We start from the raw sequence: 19,402 nt of genomic DNA on the forward strand, positions 1-19,402 counted from the left end.
AATCTTCGCATGTACACAGAAGCGGCCGCCCCGGGCCGGGTGTCCTTCACCGCACGGGACGCTCGTTCCGCCTACTCTTCCCCGCATGGCTGCGGCTCAGGGACAGTTTTCTGATCATTCCAACGGTGTCGGCGATACGGGGGGTACGGAGGAGGATTCCGTCCCGTCCGCGTTCAAGCTGGCCGTCGAAGCACTGCGGACGGCGCGGCTGCGCCCCGAGATGGAGATCGACCCGACCAAGCCGCCCCAGCGGCTCGCACCGCACGCGTACGCGCTGGAGGCGGCGGTCGTCCAGGGGGACGACGATCTGGCCGACGGCAGACTCGTCCTGCTCCACGACCCGGACGGGCACGACGCCTGGCAGGGCACGTTCCGGCTGGTCACGCTGGTGCGGGCGGAGCTGGAGCCGGAGATGGCGGCGGACCCGCTGCTGCCGGAGGTCTGCTGGTCGTGGCTGACCGGGGCGCTGGAGGCGCGCGGACTGTCCTACGGAGAGCCGAGCGGCACGGTCACGCGCGCGGGGTCGCACTACTTCGGCGGGCTCTCGGAGCGCCGTCCGGCGACCCAGATCGAGATCCGGGCCTCCTGGACGCCGCGCGAGGGCATGGGTGGAGTCCCGGACGCGGCAACGCACTTGGCCGCCTGGTGCGATCTGCTGTGCCAGCTCGCGGGCCTGCCGCCGGCGGCCCCGAGCGGTCCGACGGAGCCGGGGGCGGGCGTGGTCTCGCTCCCCCAGCGCCGGGGTCCGCAGGCGCGTTAGGCCCCGTCCGGGGCGCCGTGAACGCGGTCGGCATACGAGCTGGTCGGTCGACGTGCGTCCCCGCGGTGGCCGGTTTTCGCTCGGCCAAAGAGGGGACCACTCGTAGGATGATCGATCACGTATCCGAATTGCCCGAATTGTTACTCACCAATTCGTGATCATTCTCTAAAGGCCGGGACGGTTGCTGCCGAAGAGGTCAATGACCCTTCAAGCACGGTTCGCCCCCGGCTTCATCCCCGAGCCGGCCCGTCCCGCACCTTCCCAGGAGGTTTGGTGTCCGTTCTCCTCGAGCAGCCCGCAAGCCTGGTCGCCTACCGCCCGAACAAGCCGACGGCCATGGTCGTCGTGGCCGACCCTCGCGTCCGCTCCACCGTCACCCGCCACCTGTGGGCCCTCGGAGTACGTGACGTCATCGAGGCTTCGTCCATCGCGGAGGCGCGCCCCCGCGTCGGCAATCCACGCGACATCTGCGTCGCCGACGTCCACCTGCCCGACGGCTCCGGGCTGACCCTGCTGTCCGAGACCCGGGCAGCGGGCTGGCCCAACGGCCTCGCCCTCTCCGCCGCCGACGACATCGGCGCGGTGCGCAACGCCCTCGCGGGCGGCGTCAAGGGCTACGTCGTGACCGGTACGCGCACGAACATCGGCCACCCCGGCCGCCCCGGCGCCGCACCCATCGGCGCGGGACCGCGCATGCACCGCCGCCCCCCGGGTTCCCCGAGCCACCCGGGTGGCTACCGCGAGCTCTCCGGCCGTGAGGTCGAGGTACTCAGGCTGGTCGCCGAAGGCCAGTCGAACAAGGCGATCGGCGTCTCCATGGGCCTGTCGGCCCTGACCGTCAAGAGCCACCTGGCCCGTATCGCGCGCAAGCTCGGCACGGGCGACCGGGCGGGAATGGTCGCCGTGGCCCTGCGCACCGGAATCATTCACTGACCGGTTTCACCCTCCCCACCGGCCGCATCGCCCGCCGACGGAACGTTCCGTCGGCGGGCGGCGTCCGTTCACAGATACCCTTGACACGTGACCGACGCCCAAGACACCGCAGCAGACCCAGCACTGCGAACCACCGGGGGCGCTCCCCCGGACGACGTCGAAACGGCGCCGATCCCTTTGCTGGAGCCTCGCGAAGGCATTCCGCCGGTGGTCGCCACCGACGAAGCGCTCGCCGAGGTGATCGCCTCCTTCGGCGCGGGCACCGGCCCGCTGGCCGTCGACGCCGAGCGGGCGTCCGGCTACCGGTACGGGCAGAGCGCCTATCTCGTACAGCTCCGCCGCGAAGGCGCGGGCACGGCGCTCATCGATCCCGTCGGCTGCCCCGATCTCTCCGCACTCGGCGATGTCCTCGCCGACACCGAGTGGATCCTGCACGCCGCCACCCAGGATCTTCCGTGCCTGCGGGAAATAGGCATGCGCCCCACGCGGCTGTTCGACACCGAGCTGGCAGGGCGGCTCGCGGGCTTCCCGCGCGTCGGCCTCGGCGCGATGGTCGAGAACGTCCTCGGATTCGCCCTGGAGAAGGGCCACTCCGCCGTCGACTGGTCGACCAGGCCCCTGCCCGAGCCGTGGCTGCGCTACGCCGCGCTCGACGTCGAGCTGCTGGTCGATCTGCGCGACGCGCTGGAGACAGAGCTGGACCGGCAGAACAAGCTGGACTGGGCCCGGCAGGAGTTCGACGCGATCGCGTCCGCCCCGCCGCCGCCCCCGCGCAAGGACCCGTGGCGCCGTACGTCCGGCATGCACAAGGTCCGCCGGCGCCGGCAGATGGCCGTCGTACGGGAGCTGTGGAACGCCCGCGACCAGGCCGCCCAGCGGCGCGACGTCTCTCCCGGCAAGGTCCTCAGCGACGGCGCGATCATCGAGGCGGCGCTGGGGCTGCCCCTGAACGTGCAGGCGCTCACCGCGCTGCCCGGCTTCGGGCACCGGATGGGGCGGCGCCAGCTCGAGCAGTGGCAGACGGCGATCGACCGGGCGAAGGCGCTGCCCGACACGGAGCTGCCGCAGCCCGGACAGCCGCTGAACGGTCCGCCGCCGCCCCGCTCGTGGGCGGACAAGGACCCCGACGCGGCGGCCCGGCTCTCGGCCGCCCGCGCCTCGGTGACGGCGCTCGCGGAGCGGCTGAACATGCCGCAGGAGAACCTGATCACGCCGGACACCGTGCGGCGGGTCTGCTGGGAGCCGCCGGCGGGGCGGGACGTGGACGCGGTGTCCTCGGCGCTGGCCGCGTATGGCGCGCGGCGGTGGCAGGTGGAGCAGGTGGCGCCGTTGCTGGCGCGGGCGTTGGGGGCGACGGCGTCCACGGGGTGACGTTTCGTTGACCCGGTGCGGGCCGGTGGTCGTTGTCCTCAAGCGCCGGACGGGCTTGGTGGTTGCGGTGGTGGCCGGGGGCCGCTCCGGGGTCATGCCCGGACGGCATGATTTACGGCGCCCGACGGTCCTGGAAAGCCGCTGGTCCGGGTCGCGCCACAAATCACGCTTCAGTGTCCGGACACGACCCCTGCGCGTCCCCCTTCAACCCGCAGGGGGTGGGGTTGGACAGCGGCCCGTGATCCGGGGAACACCTCTCCGCTCTGGGCAGTGCGGTTACCCGCAAGTAGCATAGGGTTTCGCAGCAGAGCCACCCTCGCACCCTGAAGGAGAGCCATCGTGCCTCGTACCGTCAGGGATGTCGTCTTCGTCGACGGCGTCCGCACCCCGTTCGGCAAGGCGGGTCCGAAGGGCATCTACTACGAGACCCGGGCCGACGACCTGGTCGTGAAGGCGATCCGGGAGCTGCTGCGCCGTAACCCGGGCCTGGACCCTGTGAAGATCGACGAGGTCGCCATCGCCGCGACCACGCAGATCGGTGACCAGGGGCTGACTCTCGGGCGTACCGCCGGGATCCTCGCCGGGCTGCCGCAGTCCGTTCCCGGCTACTCCATCGACCGCATGTGCGCGGGCGCGATGACCGCCGTGACCACCACCGCCGGGTCCATCGCCTTCGGCGCGTACGACGTCGTCGTCGCCGGCGGTGTCGAGCACATGGGGCGCCACCCGATGGGCGAGGGCGTCGACCCGAATCCGCGCTTCGTCTCGGAGAAGCTGGTCGACGAGTCCGCCCTGTTCATGGGCATGACGGCGGAGAACCTGCACGACCGCTTCCCGCACATCACCAAGCGGCGCGCCGACGAGTACGCCGTGCGCTCGCAGGAGAAGGCCGCCAAGGCCTACGCGAACGGCAGCATTCAGCAGGACCTCGTGCCGATCTCGGTACGCCGCACCGACCCCCAGGGCGGCGAGACGGGGTGGGGTCTGGCCACCGAGGACGAGCCGATGCGCCCCGGTACGACGCTGGAGTCGCTGGCCTCGCTCAAGACGCCGTTCCGGCCGCACGGCCGGGTCACGGCCGGCAACGCGGCGGGGCTGAACGACGGTGCCACCGCCTCGCTGATCGCCTCCGAGGAGTTCGCGCGCGAGGCCGGGCTGCCGGTCAAGATGCGCCTCGTGAGCTACGCGTACGCGGGTGTCGAGCCGGAGGTCATGGGCTTCGGTCCGATCCCGTCGACCGAGAAGGCGCTGGCCAAGGCCGGTCTGTCGATCGGTGACATCGGCCTGTTCGAGATCAACGAGGCTTTCGCCGTACAGGTGTTGGCCTTCCTCGACCACTACGGCATCGCCGACGACGACCCGCGTGTCAACCAGTACGGCGGCGCCATCGCGTACGGCCACCCGCTCGCGTCCTCCGGTGTACGGCTGATGACGCAACTGGCCCGGCAGTTCGAGGAGCAGCCGCACGTGCGCTACGGAATCACCACCATGTGCGTCGGCTTCGGCATGGGCGCGACGGTCGTCTGGGAGAACCCGCACTTCGACGGAGGAAACAAGTGAGCACCGCCGAACTCCTGAAAGGCGCGGCCGAGTTGTTCCCGGACGAGGTCGTCACCCGGGCGCACGTACGCCACATCGAACTCCCGGGCGGGGTGGGCACGTTCGCGCTCATCACGCTGGACAACGGGCTGGACCACACCAAGCCGACCACGTTCGGCCCGCAGTCGCTGGCCAATGTCGACGCGGCGATCGACCAGGTCGAGGCCGAGGCCGCCGCAGGCAAGATCGTCGGTGTCGGTGTCACCGGCAAACCGTTCATCTTCGCCGTCGGCGCCGACCTCAAGGGCGTCGAGGTGCTGAAGCGGCACGAGGACGCGCTGGCCATCGGCAAGGGCGGCCACGACGTCTTCAAGCGGCTGGCGGCGCTCGCGGTGCCGACGTTCGCGTACTACAACGGTGCCGCGATGGGCGGTGGCGTCGAGATCGGGCTGCACTGCTCGTACCGTACGGTCTCCGCCGCGCTGCCCGCCTTCTCGCTGCCCGAGGTCTTCCTCGGTCTGGTCCCCGGCTGGGGCGGCTGCACGCTGCTGCCGAATCTGATCGGCGCCGACCGCGCGGTCACGGTGATCATCGAGAACTCGCTCAATCAGAACAAGCAGCTCAAGGGCGCCCAGGTCTATGAACTGGGCATCGCCGACGCCCTGTTCGAGGGCGCGGACTTCCTGGAGCGGTCGCTGCTGTGGACCGCCTCGGTCCTGAGCGGCGAGCTGACGGTCGAGCGGGCGGCGATCGACCGGGGCGATGCCTGGGACCAGGCGGTCGCGCGCGGCAGGTTCGTCGCCGACTCCAAGGTGCACGGCGCCGCCCCGGCCGCCTATCGCGCGCTGGAGATCATCGCCGCCGCCAAGGACGGTGACCTCCAGGCGGGTTACGACGCCGAGGACGCCGCGCTCGCCGACCTGATCATGGGCGGTGAACTGCGGTCCGGGATCTACGCGTTCAATCTGGTGCAGCGGCGCGCCAAGCGTCCGGCGGGGGCGCCGGACAAGTCGCTGGCACGTCCCGTCACCAAGGTCGGTGTCGTCGGAGCCGGTCTGATGGCCTCGCAGTTGGCGCTGTTGTTCCTGCGCAGGCTCGAAGTGCCCGTGGTGCTCACGGACATCGACCAGGAGCGCATCGACAAGGGTGTGGGCTATGTCCACGCCGAGATCGACAAGCTGCTCGGCAAGGGCCGGATCAACCAGGACAAGGCCAACCGTTACAAGGGCCTGGTCACCGGGGTGCTGGACAAGGCCGACGGTTTCGCCGACGCGGACTTCGTCATCGAGGCCGTCTTCGAGGAGATGGGCGTCAAGCAGCAGGTGTTCGCGGAGGTCGAGGCGGTCGCCCCGGCGCACGCGATCCTCGCCACGAACACCTCGTCGCTGTCGGTGTCCGAGATGGCGTCGAAGCTGAAGAACCCGGAGCGGGTCGTCGGTTTCCACTTCTTCAACCCGGTGGCGATCCTGCCGCTGTTGGAGATCGTGCGCGGTGAGAAGACGGACGACGCGTCGCTGGCGACGGCGTTCGGTGTCGCGAAGAAGCTCAAGAAGAGCGCGGTGCTGGTGAAGGACGCCCCGGCGTTCGTCGTCAACCGCATCCTCACCCGCTTCATGGGCGAGATCCAGAACGTCATCGACGAGGGCACCCCGGTCGACGTGGCGGAGCGGGCCGTCGAGCCGCTGGGGCTGCCGATGTCACCGCTGGTCCTGCTGGAGCTGGTCGGGCCCGCGATCGGTCTGCATGTCTCCGAAACCCTCAACCGGGCCTTCCCGGACCGCTTCACGGTCTCGCAGAACTTGGCGGCCGTGGTGAAGGCGGGCAAGCGGGGCTTCTACGTGTACGGCTCCGGGAAGCCGGAGCTGGACCCGGAGGTCGTGGCGCTGCTCAAGCAGGGCGACACGGTGCTGACGGAGGATCAGACCCGGGCGCGCGTGCTCGACGCCGTGGCCCAGGAGATCGGTCTGATGCTGGACGAGGGTGTCGTCGCCGAGGCCCAGGACATCGACCTGTGCCTGCTCACGGGCGCGGGCTGGCCGTTCCATCTGGGCGGCATCACCCCGTACTTGGACCGTGAGGGCGTCTCGGAACGGGTGAACGGGAAGCCGTTCCTGGAGCGGGGCGTCGCGAGCGTGCCGGCGTAGCGCGTTTCGGCGGCGGGGCCGGGCGGAGTCTTCCGTCCGGCCCCGCCTGCGTGTTCCCGCGGGCCGGTGGGTGGCCTCAAGCGCCGGCCGGGCCGGGTGGTGCGGGTTGCCGTTGTCGTGTGCCCGGTCGGGGTTCGGGGTCTCCGGACCGGTATGGCCGGACGGCATGATTTACGGCGCGTGCAACGCTCGTTGGAGCCGACGACCCGGCATTCTCACGCACCACGAATCAGCCTGAGTGTCCGAACACACCCGTCCTGCGACCCCGCCCCCTCACACCGCCACGTGCCGCGGTCAACACCCCACTCCCCTGCGGGTTGGAAGGGGGACGCGTAGGGGTCGTGGTCGGACACTCAGGCTGATTTGTGTCGCGTGGACAGGTTGGGTCGTCGGGTCCAACGAACCCTGCACGCGGCGTAAATCACGCCGTCCGGCCATGACCCCGGAGCGGCACCCGGCCACCACCGCAACCCACCCAGCCCGTCCGGCGCTTGAGGACGACGACCACCGACCCGCGGACCCGTCAGACCCGCGACCACGCCTCCAGCGCCAACCCCGGCTCCGCCTTCTGGCGGGCCACCCGCAGGCCGCCGTCCGTGGCGATGGCGGCCATCACCACCCTGCCCTGCCCGTCCAGCGCCAGCGCGGGCGCGCCCACGCACTCCTCGCCCGTCGGCGTCCAGGTGACGCCGGCCGCCTCGTCCTCCGTCGGGTACGCGGCGAGCGCGGGCCGGCCGTCGAGTCCGCGCTGGGCCAGGATCGTGCAGTCGTGGCCGTCGACGGGGGTACGGAGCAGGGCGATCGGTCCGGTGCCGGGGCCGCCCAGCGGGGCGCTCTCGCCCCCTTCGAGGCGCCAGGCGTGCACCGTACGGTCGTCGGTGTCGCGCCAGTAGTGCGTGAGGCGGTCGCCGCCGGTGCGCTCCGAGGTGAGTGTGCCGGGGGTGACGCGCGCCGCGAAGCTCTTGGGGTCGCGCTCGGCCTTCGCCGCCACCTTGGGCTGGCGCCAGCGCATGACCGCGTCGTCGGTCGGGCCCAGGACCTCGATCAGACCGTCCTCGCCGACGACGGCCGCCGCCTCGCCGGTCATCCTGGACCCCTTGAGGTCCGCCCACGCGAGCCAGGCCCCGCTGGGCTTCTGGAGGCGGGCCGACAGACCGCGGCCGGCGTTGCGGGCGAACAGGTGCAGCGAGCCGTTGGGGTCGATCACCGCCGAGGGCAGGCCGAGCAGGCCGCCTCTGGCGAGGTCCTTCGGGTACGGCGTACCGAGCGCCTGCCAGTCGCGCAGCGGGCGGCCGGTCTGGAACTGCACGGCGTAGACGACGTCCGTGCGGATCTGCCCGCCGGCGGCGGGTCTGCGGCGCAGGCCCACCAGATGGACATAGCCCTGGGCGCCGCTGGCGATGGACAGATACGGCAACAGGCCGGGGGCTTCGAGCAGTTCGGGGTCCGACCAGCGCGGGCCGCCGAGCCGTTCCTCCGTCCACCGCAGCACCCCGTCCTCGGCGGGCGCGTACGCGGTGAGCCTGCCGTCCTTGCCGCGCAGCAGCCAGTTGGTGGTCATGGGCAGCGCGCTGTCGGAGGCGGGGACGGGTACGGAGGCGGATTCAGCCGGCCGGCCGCCGGTGTCGGGGGCTTCGCCGGGGGTGCGTCCGGATCGTTTCGACGTCCGTGCGGACCGCAGTGCCATGACCCACTGCCACCTTCCCCAGCGCATGAAATTTCCCCGACGATAGCATTCGGGGGCGACCTGGAACCGTACCGCCCCGGACGGTTGTGGCACGCTCCTGAGGTGCGGATTCTACTGATCGTCGACGGGGCGAACGTGGTCGGTTCGGTGCCCGACGGATGGTGGCGCGACCGGCGTGCGGCGGCCGAGCGGCTGCGGGACCAACTGGTGCCGGTCGCCGAGGAGGGGCTGCCCGGCGCCGGGGCTCCCGGGCCCGTGGAGCTGGTGCTGGTCGTGGAGGGCCGGGCCCGGGGGGTGGAGCCGGTGCCCGGGGTGCGGGTGGAGTCGGCGCCCGGCAGCGGAGACGATCTGATCGCCGAGCTGGCGCGGGACGCGGGAGAGCGGCCGTGTGTCGTGGTGACCGCCGACCGGGAGCTGCGGCGCCGGGTCGAGGCGTACGGCGCGCGTTGTGTCGGGCCCCGGACGGTGCGTCAACTCCCGGACGAGCGCACGTAGAAGACCGTGCCCTCGACGGTCCCGGGAAGCGGTTCGTACTGATCGGCCAGCAGCCGGCGCAGAGTCGGGACGCGTTCGGGGGTGTAGGGCTTGCCCCGTGAGTCGTCCACGATCAGCGCGGGCGGCCGTGCCCGCATCTCGGCGGCGAAGACCCGCCAGGCGCCGGGCACCCCGTACGCCTCGCCCACCTGGGGACCGTTCCTGCCGCCGCTGAAGTTGGTGAGGAGCCCGGCGGTCAGATAGCGGCTGGCGGGGGCGCGGTCGGCCAGCCGGTAGGTCTGTGGGTGTATGCCCCACACGAGGACGCGGTCGGTGGGGGCGGTGTGTTCCCGTACGGCGGTGGCGACGCGTGCGGCGTGGTCCAGCTCCGGGCGGGGTGCGAAGACGGCCCAGACCACGAAGAGGCCGCAGACGCAGGCGGGGACCGACAGGACGGATCTGAGCCGTTCGCGGTGCAGCGGGCGCAGGGCGGCGGTCGCCAACAGGGCGATGGGCGGCAGGAGTTGCTGGAAGTAGTGGCCGAAGAAGTGGAAGCCGACGATGACCGCTCCGGCGGACGCGGCGAACCAGACCCAGAGATCGGTGAGGGGTTTCCCTGCCGGGTGGCGGGGGGTGCGCAGGGCCCTGCAGAGTGGCGGGAGGAGGCCGGCGCAGGCGAGGCAGAGCAGTGCGGTGTTCACGAACGCGCGGTTGAGGACGTGGAGTTCGGAGCCGGTCAGGGAGAAGGCGTACGCCCCCGATCCGGTGACGATCCAGAAGACGAAGCCCGCCGGGTCGGTGAGGAGCGAGGCGAGGAGGACGGGTGCGGCGAAGCCGACTGCCGTACGGAGCAGGCCCGTTCGCAGTGGGACGGGCACGCCCGCGGATCGCCAGAGCAGCCACAGGACGGGGACGAGGACCACACCGCCGGTCTGCTTGGTGAGGAACGCCCCGGCGACCGCCGCCCCGGCGGCGCCCCAGCGGCCCCGGTCGGCGCACAGGACGGCCGCTACTGTCCAGGGCAGTATGAAGACCTCGAAGGTGGTGGCCTGGCTGTCCTGCGGGATGAACCCGACGGAGATCAGCAGGAAGAGCACCGCGGCCATGACGCCGGACCGGTCGCCCCAGCGGCGCCTCGCGAAGGCCGCGAGCAGGGCGGCCGTGGTGAACTGGGCGGTGATCGCCAGGAGTTTCATCGCGTGCTGCGATCCGTCGCCGAAGACCGTGAACGTCGCCTCGTACAGCCACGGCAGCAGAGGCGGCTTGCGGTCGACGACCGTCTCGTACAACTCGCCGCCGTCCGCCAGTATCCGGGCCTGTACGGCGAGATACCCCTCGTCCGGGCTCCAGAAGGGGTGCAGGAAGGACGGGAGACGGATGGCGAGGGCCAGGGCGGCCAGGAGGGGCAGCAGCCGTGTCCAGTAGCCGTACACGGCCGTGGGGGCGGTCCGTGGCCGGGCGGGCTCCCGGCGGGTGGGTGAGAGGCGTGGTGCGGCGGACGGCGTCTCGACGGGCATGCGCGACTTTCGTGCGGTAGTGACTGAGGGGGCGTCAGCCGGATTTGCCCAGGCGGCTGTTGCGCCGGCCGTAGGCGAAGTACACGACCACACCGACGGCCATCCAGATGGCGAAGCGCAGCCAGGTCTCGGCGGGCAGGTTGAGCATCAGCCACAGCGAGGCGAGCACGGACGCGGCCGGCAGCCACGGCACCAGCGGGGTGCGGAAGGACCTCGGCAGATCGGGGCGGGTACGGCGCAGGATGACCACGCCGATCGCGACGACGACGAAGGCGAAGAGGGTGCCGATGTTCACCAGGGCGGCCAGCTCCTCGATGCTGGTGAAGCCCGCGACGATCGCGATGATCACACCGAGCAGCACCGTCGAGCGGTACGGGGTACGGAACTTGGGGTGGACGTGCGAGAAGACCCTGGGGAGCAGTCCGTCGCGGCTCATCGCGAAGAACACCCGGGTCTGGCCGAGCAGCAGGATCATGCACACGCTGGTGAGGCCGACGGCGGCCCCGAAGCTGATGACGCCCGCGTAGAACGGATGCCCGGTGGCCTTGAAGGCGTCGGCGAGCGGTGCGTCCACGGTGAGTTGGGTGTAGTGCTGCATGCCGGTGACGACGATGGACACGGCCACGTAGAGCACGGTGCAGATGATGAGTGAGCCGAGGATGCCGCGCGGCACGTCTCGCTGCGGCACCTTCGTCTCCTCGGCCGCCGTGGCGACGATGTCGAAGCCGATGAAGGCGAAGAAGACGACGGAGGCGGCGGTGAAGATGCCCATGACGCCGAAGTTGGTGGGCGCGTAGCCGAACATGAGCTGGATCAGCGGGGAGGTCAGTCCGGCGCCCGAGGGCTGGGGTTCGGCCTTGGGGATGAACGGCGAGTAGTTCGCGGGGTCGATGAAGAACGAGCCGGCGATGATGACGATCAGGACGACGGTCACCTTGACGGCCACGACAACGGCGGTGACACGGGCGGAGAGTTTCATCCCGAGGACGAGGATCCCGGTCAGCAGGAGGACGAGGAGAAAGGCCAACAGGTCGAAGCCGAAGCCGGTTTCGGTGCTGGTGCCCGCGAGGGCCTGGGGCAGATGCCAGTCCGCGTTGTCGAGCAGCGAGCGCACGTAGCCGGACCAGCCGACAGCCACCACGGCGGTGGCGAGGGCGAATTCGAGGACCAGGTCCCAGCCGATGATCCAGGCGGGCAGCTCGCCCAGTGAGGCGTAGCTGAAGGTGTACGCGGACCCGGCCACCGGCACGGTCGACGCGAACTCGGCGTAGCACACGGCCGCGAGGGCGCAGACGACACCGGCGGCGACGAAGGCGAGGGCGGTGGCGGGGCCCGCGTTGTCCTTGGCGACCGCGCCGGTGAGGACGAAGATGCCGGTGCCGATGATGACGCCGACGCCGAAGACCGTCAGATCCAGCGCGGAGAGCGACTTCTTGAGCGCGTGCTCCGGCTCCTCGGTGTCCCGGATCGACTGTTCGACGGATTTCGTGCGGAACATCGAATGTCGTGTGCGTCCCGTGTCGTGCTGGGTGCTCACCGGCGTACCTCCGTGTGCGTGGTTGCCGCCATGATCGAGAGGTGCCCGGCGACCCCGGTGCCCGGAAGCGCTTTTTTCACACGGATGGGCCGGTCGGACCACCCGTACAGGGAGTCCGACCGGCCCATCCGCCGATGTGTCCGCTCGCGCTGATCAGTCGCGCGTGATCTCCTCGGCCGACGGCTCGCCGGCCATGCGGCCGTCGATCCTCGACACGAGGCCGGTGACCTGGCGCGCGATGTCCGGCGCCGTCAGCCCGATCTCGGCCAGCACCTCCTTGCGCGACGCGTGGTCGAGGAAGCGCGCCGGGATGCCGAAGTCCCGCAGGGGGATGTCGACCCCGGCGTCCCGAAGGGACTGGGCGACGGCCGAACCGACGCCGCCCGCGCGGCTGTTGTCCTCGACGGTGACGACGACACGGTGCCCTTCGGCGAGCGGCGCCAGCGCCTCGTCCACGGGCTTGACCCAGCGCGGGTCGACCACCGTCGTCGAAATGCCCTGCTTGTCAAGGAGATCGGCGATCTCCAGGCACATCGGGGCGAGCGCGCCGACCGACACCAGCAGCACATCGGGGGCGCCCGTGCCCTCCGGCGGCCTGCGCAGCACGTCCATGCCGCCGACCTTGCCCACGGCGGCGACCGCGGGGCCCACGGCGCCCTTGGAGAAGCGCACCACGGTCGGCGCGTCCTCGACGGCGACGGCCTCGCGGAGCTGTGCGCGCACCTGGTCGGCGTCGCGCGGGGCGGCGATCCGCAGGTGGGGCACGCACTGGAGGATCGACATGTCCCACATGCCGTTGTGGGAGGCGCCGTCGGTGCCGGTGATGCCGGCGCGGTCGAGGACGAACGTCACACCGCAGTTGTGCAGGGCGACGTCCAGCAGGACCTGGTCGAAGGCGCGGTTGAGGAACGTCGCGTACACGGCGAAGACGGGGTGCAGTCCGCCGGTGGCCAGGCCGGCCGCCGACGCCGCCCCGTGCTGCTCGGCGATCCCCACGTCGTACACGCGGTCCGGGAACGCCTTCGCGAACTTCTCCAGACCGACCGGCTGGAGCATCGCGGCCGTGATGGCGACGATGTCGGGGCGCTCCTTGCCGAGTTTGACCATCTCCTCGCCGAACACCGAGGTCCAGTCGGTGCCGGAGCTGGCGATCGGCAGACCGGTGTCGGGGTGGATCTTGCCCACGGCGTGGAAGCGGTCCGCCTCGTCCTGGAGCGCGGGCTGGTAGCCGCGGCCCTTCTCGGTGAGGCAGTGGATGATGACGGGGCCGCCGAAGCGCTTGGCGCGCTGGAGGGCCGATTCCATGGCCTCCACGTCGTGTCCGTCGATCGGGCCCACGTACTTCAGGCCGAGGTCTTCGAACATGCCCTGGGGGGCGATGAAGTCCTTGAGCCCCTTCTTCGCGCCGTGCAGCGTCTCGTAGAGAGGCCGGCCGACGACCGGGGTGCGCTCCAGGATGTCCTTGCCGCGGGCCAGGAAGCGCTCGTAACCGTCGGTGGTGCGCAGGGTCGCGAGATGGTTCGCGAGGCCGCCGATGGTGGGCGCGTAGGAGCGCTCGTTGTCGTTGACGACGATGACGAGCGGGCGGTCCTTGGCGGCGGCGATGTTGTTCAGCGCCTCCCAGGCCATACCGCCGGTGAGCGCGCCGTCGCCGATGACGGCGACCACGTGGTCGTCGCGGCCGAGGACCTGATTCGCCTTGGCGAGGCCGTCGGCCCAGCCGAGGACCGTCGAGGCGTGCGAGTTCTCGATGATGTCGTGGTCGGACTCGGCCCTGGACGGGTAGCCGGACAGGCCGCCCTTGCCCTTGAGCTTGGAGAAGTCCTGACGTCCCGTGAGCAGTTTGTGGACATAAGCCTGGTGGCCGGTGTCGAAGAGGACCTTGTCCTTCGGCGAGTCGAAGACCCGGTGCAGGGCGATCGTCAGCTCGACGACCCCGAGGTTGGGACCGAGGTGTCCGCCGGTCTTGGAGACGGCGTCGACGAGGAAGGACCGGATCTCACTGGCGAGCTGGTCCAACTGCTCGGGGCCGAGGCGGTCCAGATCACGCGGGCCCTTGATCCGGGTCAGCAGGTCCCATCCGTCGCCCACCGCCGCCTCGGGCGGTCGCGCTGCGCGCGGCTGTGTCACCGTGCCTCCTTGCGTTGAACGGATCTGGCATGCCGGTCCGCCGAGTCTAATGTTCCCGTCGCGGCGTGCGTCATCGGGCGGCACGCCATTCACCGTACGAGCGTGTGTACGCATGCCGGTCGAACGCGCCCGAAGGTACGTCCGGGACACGGACATGCCCGGCACCGGGGCTCCGGTACCGGGCACGACGTGCGACGACCGCTGTCGGGCGCTGTCAGGTGCTGTCAGGCGCGACCCGCGGTCTTCTGGGTCTTCCGGGTGACGGCGTCGATGACGACGGTGGCGAGAAGCACACCACCGGTGATCATGTACTGGATCGGCGACGCGATGCCCTGGAGCGCCAGTCCGTACTGGATCGACGTGATGACCAGCACACCGAGCAGCGCGTTCCAGGTACGGCCACGGCCGCCGAAGAGGCTGGTGCCACCGATGACGGCCGCCGCGATGGCGTTCATCAGCAGCTCACCGGCGCCGGCGCCCTGGTTGGCGGAGGCGATCTTCGAGGCGATGAACAGACCGCCGATCGCGGCGAAGGTGCCCGCGATGGAGAAGACCGCGATCCGTACGCCGACGACGCTGATACCGGCGCGGCGGGACGCCTCGACGCTGCCGCCGAGCGCGAAGATCTTGCGGCCGAACGCGGTACGGCGGAGCACGAAGTCCGTCAGCACCAGCACGATCAGGAAGATCACGACGGCCAGGGGCAGGCCCTTGTTCTGGTTGAACATGATCGCCACGGCGAACGCCAGGACGGCGAGCAGCGCCGTACGGACGATGATCTCGCTCAGCGGGCGGGACGGGACACCGGCGGCGGCCCGGTGGCGGTTGTCGAAGAACGCCGACAGGAAGTAGGCGGCCACCGCGATCACCGCGAGCCCGTAGGCGGCGGCGATGTCGGAGAAGTAGTAGCCGGTCAGCTTGCCGACGAGGCCGTCGGGGTCCAGGTTGATGGTGCCGTCGTCGCCGAGGATCTGGAGCATGAAGCCGTTCCAGAACAGCAGACCGGCGAGGGTGACGGCGAACGCGGGCACGCCCACGCGGGCGAAGAAAAAGCCGTGGATGGCGCCCGCGACGGCGCCGGTCAGGATGGCGAGGATCAGCGCCAGCCACTCCGCCATGCCGTGGGTGACGGCGAGGACCGCGAAGGCGGCGCCCGCCACACCGCTGACCGAGCCGACCGACAGGTCGATCTCGCCGAGCAGCAGGACGAAGACGATACCGACCGCGATCATGCCGGTGCCGACCATGGCGACCGAGATGTTGGTGAGGTTGCCGGCGGTGAGGAAGTTCGAGTTCAGGCTGGCGAAGATCGCCCAGATGATGATCAGGCCGATGACGACCGGTATCGAACCGAGGTCACCGCCGCGCATCTTGCGCTTGAACTCCGACAGATAACCCGCGAAGCCCTGCTCGCGGACGAGGAGCCGGGGGTCCACCGTGACGGTGGCCGCGCCGGCCGCCGGGGCGGGCACTTCATCGGCGGTGCCGGTGCCGACCGGCGCGGAGGTCTTGTCGACGCTCACTTCTTAACCTCCACGTTGCGCGCCGCGCGGCGGGTCACGGCGTTGTCCGTGGCACCGGTGATCGCGGAAATGATGTCTTCCTGCGAGGTGCTGGCGACGTCGAAGAAGCCGTTGTTACGGCCCAGCCTGAGCACGGCGACCTTGTCGGCGACCGCGCGGACGTCCTCCATGTTGTGGCTGACGAGGATCACGGCGTAACCACGCTCGCGCAGCCGCTCGACCAGGTCGAGGACCTGGGCGGTCTGCTCGACGCCGAGGGCCGCGGTGGGCTCGTCGAGGATCACCAGCTTGGGCTCGCCGAGCATGGACCGGGCGATGGCCACGGTCTGGCGCTGGCCGCCGGAGAGCGAGGCGATCGGGATGCGCACGCTGGGGATGCGGATCGAGAGCGTGTTGAGGAGTTCGCGGGCGCGGCGCTCCATCTCGACCTCGTTGAGGACGCCCCAGGAGCGCAGCTCCCGGCCGAGGTACAGATTGCCGACGACATCGAGGTTGTCGCAGAGCGCGAGGTCCTGGTAGACGGTCGCGACTCCCAACTCCTGGGCGTCGTGCGGCTTGTTGATCGCGACGGAGCCGCCCTGCCACTCGATGACTCCGTCATCGATGGGGTGGACTCCGGCGATCGTCTTGACCAGCGTGGATTTACCGGCGCCGTTGTCGCCCACGAGGGCGACGACCTGTCCGGCGTGGACCTCAAGCTCTACGTCGGTGAGCGCCTGCACGGCACCGAACCGCTTGGAGACCCCTCGCAACGCCAGCACGGGCGTAGCGGTCACGTAAACCATCTCCTTCGCCGCCTGGCCGGCGGGGATACCGCGCCCTCGGGGGTGGGCGGGCGCGGGGGTCGAGCAGAAGAGAGAACCGCGGAACTGCGGGAACGACGGGAACAACGACGGGAACTACGGGCGACCGCGGGAAGATCCGTGAAGTGGTCCGTCCGGCGCCCCGCCGGTAGCGGGACAGTTGAGGGCGGGGCGCCGGACAGGCTTCAGGGGGATTTCCGCGGTCTGGCTACGTCGATGCCATGGCCTAGCTGAGGCCGGCGGCGTCGCACTGCGCCTTGTACTTCGCGGTGCAGATCTCGTCGACGGTGTAGATGCCGTCCTTGATGACCGTGTCCTTGATGTTGTCCTTGGTCAGGGAGACGACCGGGACGAGGACCGACGGGACACCCTTGGTGGTGGCGCTGTCGACCGTCGTCTTGGCGATGGAGTCCAGCTTCTCGCCCTGGGCGACCTTCACGGCCATCTCGGCGGCGATGGACGCCTCCGTCGGGTAGGGCTTGTAGACGCTCATGAACTGCTCACCGGCGACGATGCGCTGCACACCGGCGAGTTCGGCGTCCTGGCCGGTGACCGGCGGGAGCGGGTCGATACCGGCGCTCTTGAGGGCGGTGATGATACCGCCCGCCATACCGTCGTTGGCGGAGTAGACGCCGACGATCTTGTCCTTGCCCAGGGCCGAGATCGCGCCCTCCATGTTGGCGTTGGCGTTCTCCGGCTTCCACTCCTTGGTGTCGTACTCCTTGCCGATGGTCACCTTGCCGTCGAGGACGGACTTGGCGCCCTTCTTGAACAGCGCGGCGTTCGGGTCGGTGATGGCACCGTTCATCATCACGATGTCACCGTCCTTCGCCTTCGTGCCCAGCTCGTCCAGGAGCGCCTGGCCCTGGACGCGGCCGACCTCTTCGTTGTCGAAGGAGACATAGCCGTCGATCGGGCCCTCGGCGAGGCGGTCGAAGGCGATGACCGGGATCCCGGCCTCCTTGGCCTTGTTGATCGAGCTGGTGATGGCCTTGGAGTCCACGGCGTCCACGATCAGCGCGTCGACCTTGTTGGTGACCATGGTGTCGGCCTGCTGGTTCTGCGTCGTCGCGTCCTGCTTGGCGTTGGCGTAGACGATCTTGCCCTTGCCGCCGGTCAGCTCGCTGACCTTCTTCTCGATCAGCGGCTTGTCGAACTTCTCGTAACGCGCGGTCTGGTTCTCGGGAAGGAGCAGACCGATGGTGATCGGACCGTCCGCCTTCTTCGACTCCTTGGCCGAGTCACCGGACTCTTTGGCGCTTCCACAAGCGGCGAGCGAGACGGCCATCGCGGTGGCAGCGGCGGCCACGGCAGCACGTCGGAGATGTGCGTTCACTTCAGAAACCTCCCTGACGAGGCCGCGACGTTGCGGCCGAGGTGGCTGGAAGTCAACTCCGCCGCAGACGCAGCGTCAAGGAGTAAATCCTTAACGAGATGACAACGGTGCCATTCGTTATCTAAGTGAAGACAGCCGAGCCGACAGGCAGCGTGCTCTCAAGGAGGGTCGAATCGCCCATCTCGCTCAGTACGAGGGCCAGCGCGCCCAGCACTTCCGCCCGGCCGCCGAGGGCTCCCGGCAGCACCGAGAGCTGTCTGGCCGCACTCGGGATCGCGTACCGGGAGACGGACTCGCGGATCGGCGCCAGGACCAGCTCCCCAGCCTCCGCCAAATCACCGCCGAGCACCACCCGGCTGGGGTTCAGCAGATTGCAGAGATTCGCGACGCCGCTGCCGATGTGGCGCCCGACGTCGGCGATCACCCGGCGGCAGCCCGGATCGCCCTCCCTGGCCAACTGCACGACCCGCTCCATGGTCAGATCGCGGCCGTGGCTGGAGCGCAGCAGCGGCAGTACGTAGCGGGCCGCGGTGAAGGTCTCCAGACAGCCGCGGTTGCCGCAGCGGCAGACGGGACCCGACTCGTCCAGCGTGATGTGCCCGATCTCGCCCGCCGTACCGCCCGGTCCCCGGTAGATCTGGCCGTCTATGACCAGCCCGGCGCCGACACCGCTGGCGACCTTGATGTAGGCGAGGTCCTTCACGCCCCGGCCGCTGCCCCAGACCAGCTCGCCGAGGGCGCCCAGATTCGCGTCGTTGTCCACGTACACCGGCACGCCGAGCCGGCCCGCCATCTCCTCGCGCGGGTTGATCCCCGTCCAGCCCGGCAGGATCGAGGTGGAGCCGAGCGTGCCCGTGACGACGTCGATCGGGCCCGGCACCCCGAGCCCCACGCCGATGACCTTCTGGCGGCCGATCCCGGTGGCCTCGATCAGCCTCTCCACCAGCTCCTCGGCCCGGCCGAAGCCGTACGCCGACGAGGCGTCCACATCGAGCGGTTCGGACTCCTCGGCGAGCACCTGGTGGGCCAGATTGCCGACGGCCACCCGCAGATGCGTATGGCCGAAGTCGACGCCGATGACGATGCCCGCGTCACCGCTGAGCGAGACGCTGCGGGCCCTGCGGCCCCCCGCCGAGGTGGGCGTCACCTCGACGGTGCCGCCCTCCCGCAGCTCGCGGACGATGTTGGAGACCGTGGCCGCCGACAGTCCGGTGCTCCGGGCGATCTCCGCCTGGGTGAGCGAGCCGGCCATGCGCACCGCGCGTACGACCCGCTCGAGGTTCGCCCGGTGCAGAGACGACTGCGACCCTGGAGTCTCCACCACTGATCCACTCCTGCCCTTGGCAGGCGGCACGACCGCCGCCCCCGGCCGGGGTCGCGCCTGTGAAACCCCGGCGTATCTCCAACTTGTGAACCCTAAGCTCACCTTTCGGGGCCGCTTCCCGTCAAGACCTTGAGCAGTGCCGGACTCGGATGAGCACCGTACGTACGCATCTGACCTGCGAACATCGCTGTTTTGGCGAATTCGGCAGGGGTCCGGTGGCGAAAAACCGCCCTTCGTCTCGGGATTGTTACCGAACGAACCCCGCTCGCGGGGTCCCGGAACGCGGCGAACCGCCCCCCGGCGAGAGGCCGGAGGGCGGTTCGA

The 19,402-nt window shown here is 70.2% G+C and carries 14 protein-coding genes; 6 read left to right on the forward strand and 8 right to left on the reverse strand.

From position 1 onward, the window contains the following. Positions 1–85: 85 nt before the first annotated feature. The 5 genes from OG329_RS07540 (at position 86) to OG329_RS07560 (ending at position 6,747) form a co-directional block, all read left to right on the forward strand. Positions 86–760, forward strand: a complete 675-nt coding sequence (locus tag OG329_RS07540) for a DUF3000 domain-containing protein (protein WP_405793557.1) — start codon at positions 86–88, stop codon at positions 758–760. A 273-nt stretch (positions 761–1,033) separates the two neighbouring features. Continuing rightward, entirely contained in the window at positions 1,034–1,693 is a 660-nt protein-coding gene (locus OG329_RS07545; protein ID WP_023537917.1) for a response regulator transcription factor, read from the forward strand. Between the two features lie 87 nt (positions 1,694–1,780). After that, positions 1,781–3,064, forward strand: a complete 1,284-nt coding sequence (locus OG329_RS07550) for an HRDC domain-containing protein (protein WP_405793558.1) — start codon at positions 1,781–1,783, stop codon at positions 3,062–3,064. Positions 3,065–3,403: 339 nt separating this feature from the next. Further along, positions 3,404–4,624, forward strand: a complete 1,221-nt coding sequence (locus tag OG329_RS07555; RefSeq protein ID WP_405793559.1) for a thiolase family protein — start codon at positions 3,404–3,406, stop codon at positions 4,622–4,624. After that, positions 4,621–6,747, forward strand: coding sequence for a 3-hydroxyacyl-CoA dehydrogenase NAD-binding domain-containing protein (locus OG329_RS07560; RefSeq protein ID WP_405793560.1), 2,127 nt, complete (start codon positions 4,621–4,623; stop codon positions 6,745–6,747). Before OG329_RS07555 ends, OG329_RS07560 begins: the two co-directional genes overlap by 4 nt. 523 nt (positions 6,748–7,270) lie before the next feature. Here OG329_RS07560 and OG329_RS07565 read toward each other — a convergent pair. Next, entirely contained in the window at positions 7,271–8,434 is a 1,164-nt protein-coding gene (locus tag OG329_RS07565) for a hypothetical protein (RefSeq protein ID WP_405793561.1), read from the reverse strand. A gap of 102 nt (positions 8,435–8,536) precedes the next feature. On the opposite strand from OG329_RS07565, the gene OG329_RS07570 reads away from it, so the two are divergent. Then, positions 8,537–8,929, forward strand: a complete 393-nt coding sequence (locus OG329_RS07570) for an NTP pyrophosphohydrolase (protein WP_405793563.1) — start codon at positions 8,537–8,539, stop codon at positions 8,927–8,929. Here the strand turns inward: OG329_RS07570 and OG329_RS07575 are convergent. From OG329_RS07575 to OG329_RS07605, 7 genes are all read right to left on the reverse strand, one after another. Next, positions 8,905–10,425 carry a glycosyltransferase family 39 protein gene (locus OG329_RS07575; RefSeq protein WP_405793564.1) on the reverse strand — a complete coding sequence of 507 codons (1,521 nt, stop codon included), beginning with the start codon at positions 10,423–10,425 and terminating at the stop codon, positions 8,905–8,907. The two genes, OG329_RS07570 and OG329_RS07575, sit on opposite strands and share 25 nt — an antisense overlap. Before the next feature lie 34 nt (positions 10,426–10,459). Further along, on the reverse strand, positions 10,460–11,923 hold the full coding sequence (locus OG329_RS07580) for an amino acid permease (RefSeq protein WP_405793565.1): 1,464 nt from the start codon (positions 11,921–11,923) through the stop codon (positions 10,460–10,462). A 192-nt stretch (positions 11,924–12,115) separates the two neighbouring features. After that, a complete protein-coding gene (gene dxs, locus OG329_RS07585) occupies positions 12,116–14,053 on the reverse strand; it encodes a 1-deoxy-D-xylulose-5-phosphate synthase (RefSeq protein WP_405801696.1) in 1,938 nt (645 codons plus the stop codon). Positions 14,054–14,316: 263 nt separating this feature from the next. Beyond that, positions 14,317–15,615, reverse strand: coding sequence for a sugar ABC transporter permease (locus OG329_RS07590; protein ID WP_405793566.1), 1,299 nt, complete (start codon positions 15,613–15,615; stop codon positions 14,317–14,319). Then, a complete protein-coding gene (locus tag OG329_RS07595; protein WP_405793568.1) occupies positions 15,612–16,400 on the reverse strand; it encodes an ATP-binding cassette domain-containing protein in 789 nt (262 codons plus the stop codon). Before OG329_RS07595 ends, OG329_RS07590 begins: the two co-directional genes overlap by 4 nt. A gap of 244 nt (positions 16,401–16,644) precedes the next feature. Further along, positions 16,645–17,754: a substrate-binding domain-containing protein gene (locus OG329_RS07600; RefSeq protein ID WP_405793569.1), complete on the reverse strand. Its 1,110-nt coding sequence runs from the start codon at positions 17,752–17,754 to the stop codon at positions 16,645–16,647. A 121-nt stretch (positions 17,755–17,875) separates the two neighbouring features. After that, complete coding sequence (locus OG329_RS07605) at positions 17,876–19,075, reverse strand: ROK family protein (RefSeq protein ID WP_405801697.1); 1,200 nt, start codon at positions 19,073–19,075, stop codon at positions 17,876–17,878. Positions 19,076–19,402 lie beyond the last annotated feature (327 nt).

It is taken from the genome of Streptomyces sp. NBC_01506, from assembly GCF_045040295.1.
Lineage (GTDB): Bacteria > Actinomycetota > Actinomycetes > Streptomycetales > Streptomycetaceae > Streptomyces.

Bases quoted from the DNA above. Each gene is read 5' to 3' on its own strand.
- OG329_RS07540 (WP_405793557.1), top strand. From the start codon at position 86: ATGGCTGCGGCTCAGGGACAGTTTTCTGATCATTCCAACGGTGTCGGC.
- OG329_RS07565 (WP_405793561.1), bottom strand. From the start codon at position 8,434: ATGGCACTGCGGTCCGCACGGACGTCGAAACGATCCGGACGCACCCCC.
- OG329_RS07575 (WP_405793564.1), bottom strand. From the start codon at position 10,425: ATGCCCGTCGAGACGCCGTCCGCCGCACCACGCCTCTCACCCACCCGC.
- OG329_RS07580 (WP_405793565.1), bottom strand. From the start codon at position 11,923: ATGTTCCGCACGAAATCCGTCGAACAGTCGATCCGGGACACCGAGGAG.
- OG329_RS07595 (WP_405793568.1), bottom strand. From the start codon at position 16,400: ATGGTTTACGTGACCGCTACGCCCGTGCTGGCGTTGCGAGGGGTCTCC.